The sequence below is a fragment of the Shewanella youngdeokensis genome, from assembly GCF_033180165.1.
GTDB classification, from domain to species: Bacteria; Pseudomonadota; Gammaproteobacteria; order Enterobacterales; family Shewanellaceae; genus Shewanella; species Shewanella youngdeokensis.
Map to the genome: position 1 here is coordinate 730,844 of NZ_CP136522.1, position 16,075 is coordinate 746,918.

A 16,075-nucleotide genomic window follows, 5' to 3' on the forward strand; every position below is an offset into this window, starting at 1 on the left:
ATAAAGTAACACTTATGCCGAACAACCCCATGGAATGCCAATGAGCACGCAGCAAATTGCCTTAGGTTTTAGCTTTGATAACAGTTATGCCAAACAGTTGCAGGAGTTTTATGTCGCGTGTGAAGGCGACAAAGCCCCCGCGCCAGTGCTAATTAAACTCAATCAGCCATTAGCTAAACAGCTTGGTATGAGCAACACCAACGCCGAGCAACTTGCTCAAGTATTTTCTGGCAGCGAAGTGCCAGTCGGTGCAACTCCTATCGCACAAGTTTATGCTGGGCATCAGTTTGGTGGCTTTAGCCCGCAACTGGGCGATGGCCGCGCCTTGCTACTAGGTGAGGTGGTAGATACCTGCGATGCTCGGCAAGATATTCAGCTAAAAGGTTCGGGTCGAACGCCGTTTTCACGTGGTGGCGACGGCAAGGCTGTGCTGGGGGCTATTTTACGTGAATATGTACTTAGTGAAGCGATGCATGCGTTGGGAATTGCCACTACACGCGCACTAGCCGTGGTGGCAACGGGCGAACCCATATACCGAACGCGCTATTTACCAGGGGCGGTGTTAACCCGTGTTGCTGCTAGCCATATTCGGGTGGGTACATTTCAGTTTTTTGCCGCTCAAGGTGAACAAGATAAGCTTAAGCAGTTGGCAGATTATACGATTGCAAGGCATTACCCAGCCCTAAAGCAAAGTGCTCAACCTTACCTCGACCTCATTATTGCAGTACGCGACAAACAAGCGCAGCTCATAGCGCAATGGATGTTAGTTGGCTTTGTGCATGGCGTGATGAACACCGATAACATGACCATCAGCGGCGAAACCATTGACTATGGCCCCTGCGCATTTATGGACCATTATGACGCCAATGCGTTATTTAGCTCTATCGATCAAGAGGGGCGTTACGCCTACAGTAATCAGCCCGCAATGGCCCAATGGGGTTTAGCGCGCTTTGCTGAAACGCTATTGCCTTTTATTAGCGACAACACCGACGCCGCCATTGCAGCAGCTACCGAGGCTGTTAAAGGGTTTTGGCCGGTTTTTAAACTGCACTGGCTTAATGGCATGCGGGCTAAATTGGGGCTAACAACCGCAGCAGACGGTGACGAGGCACTGTGTGAGCAGTTGCTAGCATCAATGCAGTCCCAAAATGTTGACTACACTCAGCTTTTTCGTCAGTTGGCGGTTGCTCTAACGCAAGCTGGCAGTGACGCCGACAACTTATTTACAGACCCTGCACTGTTTATTAAATGGAAACAAACGTGGCTGAACAGGCTTGAGCAGGAGCCAATACCACCTACCAAACGCGCGAAGATGATGGATGCGGTCAACCCCATCTATATTGCTCGTAATCATCAGGTAGAGGCCGCCATTGAAGCGGCAGAGCAGCATAATGATTACGTGCCATTTGAGGCATTACTTGCCGTGCTTGCCCAGCCCTATAGCCCTCAAGTGGGTAAAGATGATTACAGCCTGCCTGCGCCCGCAAGTTTTGGAGCCTTCACCACTTACTGCGGTACGTAGGTTTGGCGGTACATACAAGCGCTGCATGTGTGGTTTAGTTATTGGCAGTATTTATTGCTCAGTTATTAAACCGGGCTAATCATTACAACTACTGTATGCTGGTGGTCTGTGTTTATTAAAATGGCATAACAATGTTAACAACTAAGATTGGCTCTACTTGATTGCGCCTAGCGCCGCTCACGCTGATGACTGCAATGCGCTGTTTACATCGATAGCCGATGGCATTGCAACGAATGGCTTTAGTATTATCCCCGCGGCGCTGCCTGCCGACTTATCTCAACTCTTAGCAACCCATATTGCCACCATGCCCACATCGCATTTTAAGCGAGCTGGTATTGGTCGCGGTGCAGAGCACAGTATTAATGATGTTGTACGTACCGACACCATAAGTTGGATTAATCGAGATGACGCGGCCGGAAAAGCGTGGTTAGACTGGACCCAATCGCTACAATTATTTTTAAACCGCACGCTATTTTTAGGGCTGTTTTCATTTGAAAGCCATTTTGCTCATTACGCTAAAGGTGACTTTTACAAAAAGCATAAAGACGCATTTGTGGGTGAGGGTAATCGAATCTTGTCGGTGGTGGTTTACCTAAACCAATATTGGTCAAAAGACGATGGCGGTGAACTGGTGCTGTATGTTAATCAACAGTCAACATCAGCCGGCAAAGATGACCATGTAATAAGCGTTACACCGGGCTTTGGTACTGTGGTGGTTTTTTTAAGTGAGCAGTTTCCCCACGAAGTGCTGGCCGCCAGGCGTGATCGTTTTTCTATTGCAGGCTGGTTTCGGTTAAGTGATGGTGTTAGCAGTAATATCGAGCCACTAATAGAAAGATAAATATCTGAAGGCGGAACAATTTAAAGTGGCATGCCAGCCCTTTTTTACACAGCGTTACTGACATTTAGCCATAAAAAAAAGCATCAAACTTAGCTTGATGCTTTTTTTATTAATTAGCGACTGGTTTGTGCTCGCTGCATTAGCAGTATTGCTGACGAACTCGGCGACAATAGCGCTGCTCAAAATTAAACGCACTCATTTTCAATGTGCGTACGGCATCGACCCAGCCGATAACAACAGGTACAAGTGTCCAGCAAAAAATTAAGTACAAGCTACCTTCTAGGTGTCGACCTAAATAGAACTTGTGCATACCAAGCCCGCCGAATAGGACGCTAAACAAGACAGCAAGTTTCTGGTTTTTAATACGAATATCTGGATCGACCCCAGATAAAGCTTCTAACCCTTGTGCAGCATGACATTGGGGGCAGGTCAGTAAATTCAGGTCGATTTTTTTGCTGCACTGTGGGCAATCTGTATGTTGCATTGCGAACTCCAATAGTCAAATTTGCTAATACCCTATTATGCGTACAAGTGTGCGCTCAAACAAAGGGGCGTAGATCACATTTTTTAAAAATAGTAAAAATAGCAGCGCAATGCTTACCGCTAGTTTGTCGTTGCTAAGTTTATTCAGCCGTCCTGCTACCATTTTTTATGGGGTAAGGTTGGTTGGGGGCGCCTTTATATTTAGGAACGAGTCGATAGCGTTAATATTAAGACTTTTTGCATGAAAGTTGTGTGGTTCAGGGCTGGTTCGGGGGTGATATAAGCGAGGTCGCTTAACCGGTGTTATTGGTAGCAACTTACGTAAAAAATGTTCGCTTTACTATAAGCTTAATGGCCAGATTTAGTAAATTAAGGCTGGCCACTGAGCTTTTAGCTTTGCCAATCGCACTAACAGGTGTTAGCAGCGGTGAATGGCAATACAACTTTAACTTGAGCTGATATTTAAGCGTGATGTTCTTTTAGTTTTTGAAACAGTACATCTTTTAAATTGGCGCGCTGAACTTTTAGCTGATGCATGTGTTCATCGTCGGTCGGGCTGCCATCAATTTCTAGTTGGCGAATTTCATAATCTAATAGGTGGTATTGCTTGGATAAGGTTTGAAATGCTTCGTCTTTATGGTTCAAATAAACAATGTCTTGCTTAAATTCTGGGAAGTCGAAAATAAGCGCATGATTCTCATTTAACATAAGTACCCCTGAATAGTGAACAGAAATTTAGAATGTTTCAATCACTCACATTACAGGATTGTGGATTTTAACAAAGGGGGTTAGGGCAATATTTTAGCGATCTAGTTAACAAAATCTCATTGATTAAATTGATGGAATAACGCCTCAACTTTGTGAGCTTTTTTAGGGCCTAATGCCAAGGTTTTTATTGCTGTAAAGTCGCTGTAATTAACCACAATTTTGTTGTGGATTAGCGTTATCGGTTTGCGGTAAATGATGATAAAATAACCAAGGCCTTTTGGGGGGCAGTCAGTCAATAGCTGTTACTTCTTAAATAACAACACGGATGATTATGATGAAAAAAGATACGGCAAGTCAATTTAGCCCGATGACATTATTACTACATTGGGTTGTAGGTGTCACCATGGTAGCGCTGCTCGCAATGGGCGTGGTGATGGTTCAAACTGAAAATTACGGGCTTTTTTCATGGCATAAATCATTCGGAGTGATAATCTTTTTTGTGGTCATTTTAAGGGTGATTTGGCGGAGTAAGAATGGTTGGCCAACCCCAGTGAGCCAATACAGTCATTTAGAACACATAACAGCTAAAATTATTCATTGGGTGTTAATTGTTGGTACTGTTTTAATGCCTATTACTGGTTTTTTAAATTCCTCTGTTGGTGGCCATGGTGTCGTGGTTTTCGGTGTTGAATTAGTGGCCAGAAATGTCGACCCTAACAACCCGCGCAGCGCCTTGGCTCACAGTGAGGCGCTATACTCCGCTGCGCATGTACTACATTACGCCATCGGGTATATTGTTATTTTTGCGGTATTGCTGCATGTTGTGGGCGCGCTGAAACATCATATTATTGATAAAGATGGCACGCTTAAACGCATGTTGGGTAGCAAGGTTTAACTAACAAATTATAAAGACTTATTCGCATAAAACAGGTAGCACAGTCGCGACCTGTTTTTGTTTGGCTATTCATCGCGCAGCAGAGCTATAGTGAACCATTACCGCTAGGTTAATTGGCGGCAGTGAGCTTTAATTTATTACTGTAATTGTAACCAAGGCTTGGTGACTGAGTGGGTTTGGCTGCTGGCTAGTTGCTAGTTGCTAGTCGAGGTGGTTGGTGCATATTGGAGTAATAAAAAGAGCGCCTAAACCGTGTTTAGACGCTCTGTAAGTCTTTTATTTAACTTTACTTACCTTTGTAAGCGTAAGGTAGAATCATATCTAGCATAAAGCCACCATGCCAATTAGCGTATTTAGCCACAATTTTTTCTTTTGCTTCTTCAGCTGTTTTAGATGAAGCAATGGCTTTAGCACAATCTTTTTGGTACTTCTCGAAAATATCAGGTGCATCAGCGCCAGCAGCAAGACCGTGTCCGCCAATATATAGTTGGTAATCTGCTTTTCTGTACTCGTTAAGCATTTGTACATATTTACCACTGATATCAGGCATGTGGAAACCAATGTACATGCTGTGATGGCTCCACAATAACCCTTCTTCTACTGAGCTTAGTTTCACCGTGCCTTGTGCGCCTTTAGTGATATCAACTTCTACACCTGCAACAGTGAGTTTGCCCACTGCGATAGGGTTAATGGTGGTGTTTTTATGTAAGCCTGCTTTTTCTAATTGGGCTTTGGTGTCGATAAACGTATAGATAGGTGCATATGCCGCTGATGCCGGAACCGCTGCGTGGTGAGGGCCGTCTGGGTGTACATGCGACACAATCACTTTGCTAACTGGTTTGTCTAGTTTGGCAATGTAATCAGACAACTCTTTTGCTGATACAGGATCTGAGCTGAAGTCGAGCAAAACGAGTTTTTTGTCGCCTTCAAGAATATGTGAGTTAGAACCTTTGTCGGAAATATAGCTGTGAACTTTAAGTGTTTTAAGTTCATTAACGTCAAAAGAACCTGCGCAAGCACCGCCAGCCACAATCGCTAAAACCGTCCCTAATACTGCTTTTTTAAACATGTCTAATATCCTTTATAGCAATTATTTATTAATGAGTTATGTAGCTATTCATCGCAAAAGTTGTCGCTACATAGTTAGCGTAAATCTAAATCAAATGTCGTTATTTTATGGCGGGCAAAATCACATTTATCACTAGGATGTTGTCAGGAAAATAAATGTTTCCTGAAAATGAAGTGTTAAGCAGGTTATGGGCTTGTTTCGTTCAGCAGTTCGTCATGGTGGTTTTGTAGCATTGAAGAAGTTTTTTTAATAGCAGAAGAAATTTACTCTGTTTTGTCATCATAAATTGCTTCACTTTATGTATCACACCCATCGACATATTGTATTTATTGAGCAATGAGCAGGCTAGGGTAGTCCGTGATCTGACGAGTTGATCAAGGCGAGGTAATTCTAGGCAACGAATTCTAGAATCTTTTGCCAATGCTAGGGTATCTAGCGCTGCTTATCTAAAACATATCGGATAAAATACCGTTGGCTGTACGTTCCTGTAATACTTAATTTAAATTCAAACAAGACTGCGGCTATTGACTAGGCTAGCAGAGGTGGAGATGTAACTGTGTCTATTAATATTCGGCTAGAAAAATCGGGTGACATTCAAAGCATTCATGACGTTACTACTGCCGCATTTCTCAATGCCCCCCACACCGACCATACTGAACAATTTATTATCGATGCGTTAAGGGCCTCCAAGGCGCTTTCTATTTCACTTGTTGCTGAACTCAACAGTAACATCGTGGGGCATGTTGCTTTGTCGCCAGTGACTATCTCTGACGGTGCACACAATTGGTATGGTTTGGGGCCAATTTCAGTGGTGCCAACTGAGCAAGGTAAAGGGGTGGGGACTGAGCTAATGCATGCCGCAATTGAAGCGTTAACAAAGCGCAACGCTAATGGCTGTGTATTACTTGGTGACCCTCATTTTTATGGTCGCTTTGGTTTTGAACCTAAAGCAGGTTTGCTTTTGGCTGATGTGCCTGCTGAATATTTTCAAGCCTTGTTACTTCAAGGTGCTTGCCCGAAAGGTTACGTGACCTATCATGAATCTTTTGCTGCTAAGGGATAATTAACTCCCTCTAGTCGTATTACTCCGGTTAACTTTTTGAGCCTGTAACTAGCCTGCCGCTGAAAGCAAAAGTCGACTTTATATAAACTAAAGTCGACTCTACCTAACCTTCAAAGTTACTCAGGATCATAATCAAGTACAGGTGCTAACCAACGTTCAGTTTCTTCAATACTCATGCCCTTACGTGCGGCATAGTCTTCAACTTGATCGCGGCCAATATTAGTAACCCCAAAGTAGCGTGATTTAGGGTGGGCAAAGTACCAACCCGATACCGCGGCGGTAGGGAACATGGCGTAACTTTCGGTGATGTTAAGGCCGATGGTTTCATCTGGTTTGAGTAGATCCCACAGCAAGCCTTTTTCTGTATGGTCTGGGCACGCTGGGTAACCAGGCGCTGGTCGAATACCTTTGTACTTTTCGCGTATAAGTGACTCGTTATCGAGCGCTTCGTCGGCGGCGTAACCCCAAAATTCTTTACGCACGCGTTCGTGCATCCGTTCGGCAAAGGCTTCGGCTAACCGGTCGGCTAAGCATTTAACCATAATGGCAGAGTAGTCATCATGGTCAGCTTCAAAGCGAGCAATGTGCTTGTCGATTCCATGCCCGGTGGTGACTGCAAAACCACCCATATAGTCGGCCACGCCAGACGATTTTGGTGCGACAAAGTCAGCTAGGCAGAAATTGTCGTTGCCGACACGCTCTATTTGCATCCGCAGGTGGTGCGTGGTGAGTTCAAGCTCGCTGCGCGACTCATCGGTGTACAGTTCAATGTCGTCATGGTTAACCGTGTTGGCTGGAAACAGACCTATGACGGCTTTAGCGGTGAGCCACTTTTCGTCGATGATTTTTTTTAGCATCGCTTTACCGTCACTAAATAGTTTACGCGCTTCTTCACCGACGATTTCGTCATCTAAAATACGCGGGAAATGCCCGTGTAACTCCCAGCTACGGAAAAATGGGGTCCAGTCAATACGCTCTACTAAGTCTGTTAATGGGTAGTCATCAAACACTTGGCGCCCAAGTACGTTAGGTACAAATGGGCTGTAGTTTTTCCAGTCGTGCTGGCAGCGGTTTTCACGGGCTGCCTCTATGGAGGTGATGGTTTTACGCTTAGCTTGCGATAAGCGTTTCTCGCGCATGATGTCGTATTCTTGATAGGCCGCATCAATTGTTGCTTGGCGTGTTTCGTTGCTAATCAGTTTTGATACCATCGGCACTGCGCGTGAGGCGTCGGGAATGTAGATTGCTCCCGTTGGTGAGTGCGGTGCAATTTTTACGGCGGTATGTATTTTAGAGCAGGTCGCGCCACCAATAATTGACGGGATAGTTAAACCGGCTTTATGGAACGATTTAACGTTGTGTACCATCTCATCAAGGCTTGGGGTGATCAGGCCTGACATGCCAATAATGTCGACGTTTTCAGCTTTGGCTACTTCGATAATTTTTTCCACTGGCACCATCACGCCTAAATCAATGACTTCGTAGCCATTACACGCCAGTACCACGCCAACAATATTTTTACCAATATCGTGTACGTCGCCTTTTACGGTCACCATCAGTACTTTACCGTTTGACTGGCCTGGTTTTTTTTCAAGTTCGATAAACGGGTTAAGGTAAGCCACGGACTTTTTCATCACCCGTGCCGATTTTACCACCTGTGGAAGAAACATTTTACCAGAGCCAAATAGGTCTCCAACAATGTTCATGCCATCCATTAATGGTCCTTCAATCACATCCAGTGGGCGAGTGGCTTGCTGGCGGGCTTCTTCAGTGTCTTGGTCAATAAAGTCGGTAATGCCTTTAACGAGAGCATGGGCTAATCGCTCATTTACTGGCTTATTGCGCCAGGCTAAATCTTCTTTTTTATTGGCTTGCGATCCGTCGCCGCGGAATTTTTCAGCGATGTCGAGTAAAAGGTCGGTGTTGTTGGTTGGTTCACCGTTAGCGTCAACAGCAGTACAAGGTAAGTTTTGCACTATAGCTTCGACATGCTCTTTAAGCTCTGGGTCTATGTCGTCATAAATTGCCAGTTGTCCGGCGTTAACAATACCCATGTCCATACCGGCTTGAATAGCATGATAAAGAAATACGGCATGAATGGCTTCACGTACTGGGTTATTACCTCGGAACGAGAACGACACGTTCGATACCCCACCAGATACCATCGCGTGCGGTAGTGTGCGTTTTATCTCGGCGGTGGCTTCAATGAAATCGACGGCATAGTTGTCGTGCTCTTCAATACCGGTGGCAATCGCAAAAATGTTGGGGTCGAAAATAATGTCTTCTGGCGGAAAGCCGACTTTGTCGACCAGCACGTTATAGGCGCGGGTACAGATCTCTATTTTACGTGCTTTAGTGTCTGCTTGGCCTTGTTCGTCAAATGCCATCACAATGGCCGCAGCGCCGTAACGCTTAACGAGTGTGGCTTGTTCAATAAACTTGTCTTCGCCTTCTTTGAGCGAAATAGAGTTTACGATGCCTTTACCTTGGATGCATTTTAGCCCAGCTTCAATGACCTCCCATTTGGAGGAGTCGATCATGATAGGTACCCGAGAAATATCAGGCTCAGAGGCGATTAAGTTTAAAAACTTATGCATGGTTTCAGCGCCGTCGAGCATGCCTTCATCCATGTTGATATCAATGATCTGTGCTCCGTTTTCAACTTGATCACGGGCAACGCTGAGGGCTTCTTCATATTCGCCGGTTTTTATTAGCCGTAAAAACTTGGCCGAACCCGTTACGTTGGTGCGCTCGCCGACATTTAAAAACAGTGAGTTTTGGTCAATGGTAAGCGGTTCAAGCCCTGATAAGCGGCACGCCACGGGAATGTTAGGTAGCTTACGGGCTGGGTGTTTGCTTACTGCATCATGTATCGCTCGGATATGCTCAGGCGTGCTACCACAGCAACCGCCAATAATGTTTAAAAAGCCTTCGTTAGCCCAGTCTTCGATGATTTCACTCATCTGCTCGGGCGTTTCATCGTAGCCGCCAAATTCATTTGGCAAACCCGCGTTAGGGTGAGCAGACACGTAACATTGAGCAATTTTCGATAGCTCAGCAATATAAGGACTGAGTTCTTTAGGACCCAAGGCGCAGTTAAGGCCGATGGATAGCGGCTTAATGTGGCGTAAAGAGTTATAAAAGGCTTCGGTGGTTTGGCCGGTTAACGTTCGGCCCGAGGCGTCGGTAATGGTGCCAGATATCATAATTGGCAGGCGAAAACCTTGGGTGTCGAACACAGTATCAATGGCAAATAGTGCGGCTTTGGCGTTAAGTGTGTCAAAAATGGTTTCGACCATAAGTAGATCACAGCCGCCAGCAATGAGCGCATTAATCGATTCAATGTAAGCTTCAACTAGTTCGTCAAAGCTAACGTTACGGTAGCCGGGATCATTTACGTCGGGGCTTATCGAGCAGGTACGGTTGGTGGGACCCAGTACCCCAGCAACAAAGCAGCTGCGACCCGTTTCGGCCTCAACTTCGTTAGCGGCTTCGCGCGCTAGGCGGGCACCCGCTAAGTTGATGGCTGCAGAATGCTCCTGCATGTCGTAATCGGCCATGGCTATACGAGTGGCGTTAAAGGTGTTAGTTTCGATGATGTCGGAACCTGCCAGTAAATAGTCTTTATGGATCTGTTTAATGGCGGCAGGCTGGGTTAGCACCAACATGTCGTTGTTGCCTTGCACATCGCAGTGCCAGTCTTTAAAGGTCTCGCCGCGAAAATCGGCTTCTTCAAATTTGCGATCTTGGATCATGGTGCCCATTGCACCATCAAGGAGAAGGATCCCTTGCTGTAATTTTTGGGTTAGTGCCGCCAGCACTGTTGTTGCAGTGTCTTGAGTATGCGGGACTGGGTTTAGGGCATGTGTTTGGGTACGTGTTGCCATAGAATATTCCTACCAAATACAGAGTCGCAAAAACTTAAATGTCGGTCGTTATGTTCGGTTTTATCAGTAAAAGTCGCGTATGACTAGCCTGATATTATTTGTTTGGACATTTATACGTATAGACGTCCATAATACGTGAGTCGACATTATAAGTGCAAGCCCTAAAATAGGATACTTTTCCACTTTTATATGTTTGCTTTTATTTGTATAAATTACTGATAAATATAGGTCTTGAGTAATTATGCCGCAAAGTACTAGAGTCATTTTATTGCGCCATGGTGCCTGTGAAGGCGGTAATATTTTGCGTGGCCATACGGACGTTATGCTAAGTTTTGCCGGAAAAGAGCAACTAAATAGGGCGTTTTCGGCACTTTTGAAAAGCAAAACCTGTCAGAAGGCGCAAAATCAGGTTGCCGATCTGGTGGTGTGTTCGCCGCTGTTACGTTGTGCGCTTCCAGCGAAGGCGTTTGCGTTGCAGCATCAAATTGAGTTTATTGAGCAAGCAGCGTTTATGGAGCTTAATTTTGGGGAGTGGGACGGCCAATCTTTTAGTGCGCTCTATGCGCAATTTCCTGAGCAACTTGACGCCTACTGGGCTGATCCTTGGCAACATACTCCGCCAAGCGGCGAGGCAATACAGGATTTTGAGGCGCGAATTGACCATGCGTGGCAGGCATTGACGACCGAGCACCAAGGTAAGGTTATTGTTTTGGTGACCCACGGTGGGGTTATACGGCATTTAATGGCCAAAGCGTTGGGAGTTAAACAGTGCGCCGGCATTTATAACGCTTTGAAATTACCCTATGCAGCCACTGTGGTGCTGGACGTGTTAACCGATAACCATCAACAGTATTTAAGCCTCAATTGGGGTTTAGATATGTGAGTTTTAGGCTAACTGGCGGTAACTGAGGGTCATAAATTTGTCTCTGAACAGTTTTAACCCTTTAGGGTTAGCGTGCTAAACTGCACGCTTGTTTTGCGCAATTAGCCGCGAAATAAATGTAGTGTATTAGGTGGCTTAATCGCTAAATGGGAACCGGTAGTGACGTTAGTGTTGCTAAAGAGTCCGGACTGTACCCGCAACTGTAGGGAAGATCGCCTATCTTTCAAGTCAGATACCAGCCTAATTGCATTTAAATAAATGCTTTTTCATACCTAACAACTTGAGCGGGCGTCTCAAGGGAGTTTATTTAAAATTGTTTTATGGTTTATTAAATGCCTGAACAGGCAAAAGAAACGGTACTTGCAGTCAAAAATTTAGGTTGGCAGTTAAATGGCCAAACTATTTTATCTGACATTGAATTTAGCTTAGCTAAAGGACGAATGCTGGGTATTATTGGCCCTAATGGTGCCGGTAAGTCGAGCTTATTGCGCTGTTTATACCGCTTTATTAAGCCCACTACAGGCAGCATTCAATTGTTTGGTAACGACATTTCAGTGTTGTCGGCTAAAGCCTTTGCGCGGCAAATTGCGGTGGTGTTGCAAGATACCCCGCACCATTTTGATATGACCACCGCGCAGCTAGTAAGCCTCGGGTTAACTCCACATAAAAAGGCGTTTGAGTTTACGACGGCAACTGACAATACCGTGGTGGCCGAGGCGCTGATCAAAGTGGGTTTAGCTGACAAAGCCAATCAAGCATACGAAAACCTGTCGGGCGGTGAAAAGCAGCGTGCTTTAATCGCACGTGCAATTGTACAGCGACCACAGCTGCTGATCTTAGATGAGCCTACCAATCACCTTGATATCCGCTACCAAATCCAAACGTTAGAGTTATTGCGCACCCTTAATATTACGGTTATCACCTCGATTCACGACTTAAATTTAGCGAGCGCACTGTGTGATGAATTATTGCTGCTCGATAAGGGGCGCTGCTTAGCAACTGGCTCGCCTAAAGCGGTATTAACTGAGCAGCGCATTGTTGATGTGTTTGATGTGTGTTGCGAGGTTCGTCCGCACCCACAACATGGTAACCCATTGATTAGCTACTTTTATGGTTACGAGATAGGTCAACACCATGCCTAGTGCGATACTGACTAAACCTGCAGTTCCTTGCTGGAAAAAATCGATTAACAGTCTGTTATTACTGGGCATGTTACTGGTAGCACTTATCACCCCGTTTGCTGCTACAAGTTTTGGTGCCGCCAGTATTAGTTGGGCAGATGTGGTGCAGGTATTTAGCCATAAATTACTGGGCTGGGGTGACTCATTAGGCGTGACTGAGCGAATTATTTGGGAGCTGCGGCTGCCGCGCGTCATACTCGCTTTTATTGCCGGAGCTGGGCTGTCTATTGCTGGCAGCGTGTTACAGGCCGTGACTCGTAACCCGTTAGCTGACCCGTATTTATTTGGTATATCCTCTGGAGCCTCATTTGGTGCAGTGGTGGCACTGACCCTATTTAGCCAAAGTGCATTGATGCTGAGCTTGCCTATTGGCGCGTTTATTGGCGCCAGTTTATCGGTCATCATGGTATTGAGTTTATGCGGCCGTAACTTAAGTACCCAAGTTGAGCGAATGCTGCTCTCTGGGGTGGCGATTTCGTTTATGTTTGGCGCGATGGCCAGCTTATTACTGTATTTTTCGAGCCCGCAAGCCGCAGCGTCGGTACTGTTTTGGACCTTAGGCAGCTTTGCTAAAGCCAGTTGGGCTGGGTTAGTTTTGCCTGCGCTAGTGGTGGCGCTATGCACTATGGTTATTTTGTTATTTAAACGCCAAATTGTTGCCATGCGCGCGGGTGATGAAACCGCCCATACATTGGGGATAAACGTTGGTCGATTACGGTTGTCGATGTTGTTGCTGTGCTCACTGATCACCGCCATTTTAGTTGCCAATTGTGGCGGAATTGGCTTTATCGGTTTAATGGTGCCACATACGGTTAGGTTATTGTTTCCTGGCCGATATCCCTTGCTGTTAACTGCGGCGTTTGGCGGATTATTTATGGTATGGGTCGATGTGCTAGCCCGTACCTTATTGAGCTATCAAGAGTTACCTGTAGGTATTATTACCTCGGTAATGGGTAGTGTGTTTTTCTTATTTATTTTAGGTGGTCGCAGCGCTAAGCGCATTTAAGCGATCGTATTGATATTTTTCTTGTTGAGATATCGGGAGTTACAGGTGTGATGTTTACTATTAATCCAGTGAGTGCAGAATTCGATACAGACATTCAGCACAAGATAGACCGAAAAGCCAAGCCTGTAGGTGCGCTTGGTGATATTGAAGCCTTAGCTTTTCATATCGCAAAAGTGCTCGGTAAAGATCAGCCTATTATTACCCAGCCTAAAATGATGATTTTTGCGGCTGACCACGGCATTGCAGGCTCAGGTGTGTCTATTGCGCCGAGCGAAGTTACCCGACAAATGGTGCAAACCTTTATGGCTGGTGGGGCTGCCATTAATGTCTTTACTCGCCAGGTGGGTTTAGAGCTAGAGGTTATTGATTGCGGCATTGAAACCCCTTTTACCGCTGATAGTGGCGTTATCGACCAACGTATTGGCGCCGGTACAGAACCTTTCAACCAACGCGCGGCTATGAGTCTTGATACGGTAAAGCTGGGCTTTAAAAAAGCCACAGACCGCGTTGAATACCATCATCAAAATGGCTGTAACTTAATTGCCATTGGTGAAATGGGGATTGGTAATACGTCATCTGCCGCAGCGATTATGTCGGCTCTGTCAGGGTTTCCGGCTGCTGATTGTGTCGGGCGTGGTACCGGGATTGACCCAGAGGCGTTCAAGCGTAAGCAGGGCTTAATTGAAGACGCGTTATTGTTGCACCGCAATGAACTTGACCACCCGTTAAAAATTCTAGCGTGTTTGGGCGGCTTTGAAATAGTGCAAATGACCGCTGCAATACTCGCCGCCGCAGAGCGCGGTATGCTAGTGGTGATTGATGGCTTTATTACTACCGCAGCCGCTATGCTCGCTGTGAGTATTAATGCTGATTGTCGCGACTACATGATCTTCTCTCACCAATCTGACGAGAAAGGCCATTACTTAATGCTGGAATTTTTGCAGGCCAAACCGCTGCTTAAACTTGGGATGAAGTTAGGCGAAGGCACCGGCGCAGCACTGGCGTTTCCGCTCATACAAGCCGCGGCCAATTTTTATAATGACATGGCCAGCTTTGACGATGCCGGAATTGATTTATAAGCTAATAGCAGCCAGCGATATCTTATAACCAATAAAACTATAATAGATGCAACTAAGCTGTTTCAAACAGGTCGAACCAGAGTTAAGTTGTTAAAATCAGGGACGTTTACATGAATGTACTGCAGCAACAACTTAATTTGTTTTTTATTGCAATGGGATTCTTTACCCGTATTCCAATGCCTAAATGGCTTAACGTTGACGCCGACACTCTAAACCAAGCGAGCCGTTATTTTGGCTTAGTGGGAACGCTCATTGGGGTGCTAACAGCGATGGTGTATAGCGCGATGCTGTTTTGGGTGTCGCCAAATGTTGCCATTATATTGGCAATGATCACCAGCGTGTTGCTTACCGGTGGCTTTCATGAAGACGGGTTAGCCGATACTGCCGACGGCTTAGGCGGAGGTTGGACTGTTGAGGCAAAGCTCAACATCATGAAAGATTCCCGTATCGGTACTTACGGTGCATTAGCCTTAGTATTGGGGTTATTACTTAAATGGCAGTTACTGAGCGAACTGGCATTATTTGACCCCAGCAGTGTGAGCTTAGCGCTTATTCTAGGCCATACACTTAGTCGAGTTGTCGCTTCGAGCCTGATATTTTCTGAGCCTTATGTCACTGAAGATGCTAAAAGCAAATGTAAGCCATTAGCGATGCATCAAAGCGTCAACGAGCTGTCGATATTATTAGCCACTGGCGCAATATTGCTGGTGTTGCTTACGTTTCAACAAGCCGTGGTTATAACCGTGGGTTTATTTGTGGTGCGTTTTGCCTTAGTTAAACTGTTTCGGCGTCAACTGGGTGGTTACACCGGTGATACGTTAGGGGCAACACAGCAGGTAGCTGAATTGGCCTGTTATGTTATTTTGCTCGTGCTAGGTGTGACCTGGTGATCCAATTCATTTTAGGCGGCGCCCGCAGCGGCAAAAGCCGTTTTGCTGAAGCGCAAGTTAAGCAATACTGGCTTAATAGCCTGCAAACAAGCCTTTCACGCAACTGTATTTATATTGCCACTGCTGAAGGACTTGACCAAGAGATGGCTGCGCGTATTGCTCAGCATCAGTCGCAACGAAAACAAGGTGAACTTGTGTGGCGCACGGTTGAGTCACCATTAGCTTTAACTGCTGCAATTAAAACAAATAGCAGTGCTAGCAACATTATTTTGGTCGATTGTTTAACCTTGTGGTTGAGCAATCATTTACTGCAATCGCCTGACGATTGGCAGGCAACCAAAGCTGATTTTTTAGAGGCCATAAGTGCGTCATCAGCAACAATCGTTTTAGTCAGTAACGAAGTGGGTAATGGCATCGTTCCCATGGGAGAAATTAATCGACGGTTTGTCGATGAAGCGGGTTGGTTACACCAAGATGTTGCCGCACTCGCAGACAACGTGACTCTGGTTACCGCCGGGTTACCAATGAGTCTTAAAGGCCGCCACGTTTAGTCATATAAATTAAGGGA

Annotated in this window: 14 protein-coding genes and 1 riboswitch; of the genes, 10 read left to right on the top strand and 4 right to left on the bottom strand. The window is 45.6% G+C overall.

Annotation, left to right across the window (positions count from 1 at the left end; all coding sequences use genetic code 11):
- The first annotated feature begins 40 nt into the window (after positions 1-40).
- Complete coding sequence (locus tag RGE70_RS03110; protein ID WP_310470096.1) at positions 41-1,522, top strand: protein adenylyltransferase SelO; 1,482 nt, start codon at positions 41-43, stop codon at positions 1,520-1,522.
- Between the two features lie 157 nt (positions 1,523-1,679).
- Positions 1,680-2,363: a 2OG-Fe(II) oxygenase gene (locus RGE70_RS03115; protein ID WP_310470097.1), complete on the top strand. Its 684-nt coding sequence runs from the start codon at positions 1,680-1,682 to the stop codon at positions 2,361-2,363.
- 139 nt (positions 2,364-2,502) lie between these two features.
- Here RGE70_RS03115 and RGE70_RS03120 read toward each other — a convergent pair whose 3' ends face one another.
- Both RGE70_RS03120 and RGE70_RS03125 read right to left on the bottom strand, forming a co-directional pair.
- Positions 2,503-2,847, bottom strand: a complete 345-nt coding sequence (locus RGE70_RS03120) for a TM2 domain-containing protein (protein WP_310470098.1) — start codon at positions 2,845-2,847, stop codon at positions 2,503-2,505.
- A 461-nt stretch (positions 2,848-3,308) separates the two neighbouring features.
- Positions 3,309-3,554, bottom strand: coding sequence for an HP1242/YdcH family protein (locus RGE70_RS03125; RefSeq protein ID WP_310470099.1), 246 nt, complete (start codon positions 3,552-3,554; stop codon positions 3,309-3,311).
- 331 nt (positions 3,555-3,885) lie between these two features.
- Between RGE70_RS03125 and RGE70_RS03130 the strand changes: the two genes are divergently transcribed.
- Positions 3,886-4,449, top strand: coding sequence for a cytochrome b (locus RGE70_RS03130; RefSeq protein ID WP_310470100.1), 564 nt, complete (start codon positions 3,886-3,888; stop codon positions 4,447-4,449).
- A gap of 286 nt (positions 4,450-4,735) precedes the next feature.
- Here RGE70_RS03130 and RGE70_RS03135 read toward each other — a convergent pair whose 3' ends face one another.
- Positions 4,736-5,518 carry an MBL fold metallo-hydrolase gene (locus RGE70_RS03135; protein ID WP_310470101.1) on the bottom strand — a complete coding sequence of 261 codons (783 nt, stop codon included), beginning with the start codon at positions 5,516-5,518 and terminating at the stop codon, positions 4,736-4,738.
- Between the two features lie 556 nt (positions 5,519-6,074).
- Here RGE70_RS03135 and RGE70_RS03140 point away from each other — a divergent pair.
- Positions 6,075-6,581: a GNAT family N-acetyltransferase gene (locus RGE70_RS03140; RefSeq protein ID WP_310470102.1), complete on the top strand. Its 507-nt coding sequence runs from the start codon at positions 6,075-6,077 to the stop codon at positions 6,579-6,581.
- A gap of 116 nt (positions 6,582-6,697) precedes the next feature.
- Here the strand turns inward: RGE70_RS03140 and metH are convergent, their stop codons facing one another.
- Positions 6,698-10,468 (bottom strand): methionine synthase, encoded by a 3,771-nt coding sequence (gene metH, locus RGE70_RS03145; RefSeq protein WP_310470103.1) that lies wholly within the window; start codon positions 10,466-10,468, stop codon positions 6,698-6,700.
- A gap of 241 nt (positions 10,469-10,709) precedes the next feature.
- Between metH and RGE70_RS03150 the strand changes: the two genes are divergently transcribed.
- The 6 genes from RGE70_RS03150 to cobU all read left to right on the top strand — a co-directional run bounded on the left by RGE70_RS03150 (position 10,710) and on the right by cobU (position 16,058).
- Positions 10,710-11,351: a histidine phosphatase family protein gene (locus tag RGE70_RS03150; protein ID WP_310470104.1), complete on the top strand. Its 642-nt coding sequence runs from the start codon at positions 10,710-10,712 to the stop codon at positions 11,349-11,351.
- 111 nt (positions 11,352-11,462) lie between these two features.
- A riboswitch (cobalamin riboswitch) is annotated at positions 11,463-11,609 on the top strand.
- A 74-nt stretch (positions 11,610-11,683) separates the two neighbouring features.
- The gene (locus tag RGE70_RS03155) at positions 11,684-12,493 is read left to right on the top strand and encodes an ABC transporter ATP-binding protein (RefSeq protein WP_310470105.1); all 810 of its coding nucleotides are present in this window, start codon (positions 11,684-11,686) and stop codon (positions 12,491-12,493) included.
- A gap of 67 nt (positions 12,494-12,560) precedes the next feature.
- Positions 12,561-13,538, top strand: a complete 978-nt coding sequence (locus RGE70_RS03160; protein WP_375087927.1) for a FecCD family ABC transporter permease — start codon at positions 12,561-12,563, stop codon at positions 13,536-13,538.
- A gap of 50 nt (positions 13,539-13,588) precedes the next feature.
- Positions 13,589-14,617 carry a nicotinate-nucleotide--dimethylbenzimidazole phosphoribosyltransferase gene (gene cobT, locus RGE70_RS03165; protein WP_310472904.1) on the top strand — a complete coding sequence of 343 codons (1,029 nt, stop codon included), beginning with the start codon at positions 13,589-13,591 and terminating at the stop codon, positions 14,615-14,617.
- A gap of 110 nt (positions 14,618-14,727) precedes the next feature.
- Positions 14,728-15,507, top strand: a complete 780-nt coding sequence (locus RGE70_RS03170; protein ID WP_310470107.1) for an adenosylcobinamide-GDP ribazoletransferase — start codon at positions 14,728-14,730, stop codon at positions 15,505-15,507.
- A complete protein-coding gene (gene cobU, locus RGE70_RS03175; protein ID WP_310470108.1) occupies positions 15,504-16,058 on the top strand; it encodes a bifunctional adenosylcobinamide kinase/adenosylcobinamide-phosphate guanylyltransferase in 555 nt (184 codons plus the stop codon). The genes RGE70_RS03170 and cobU overlap by 4 nt, the downstream gene beginning before the upstream one ends.
- Positions 16,059-16,075: the final 17 nt, after the last annotated feature.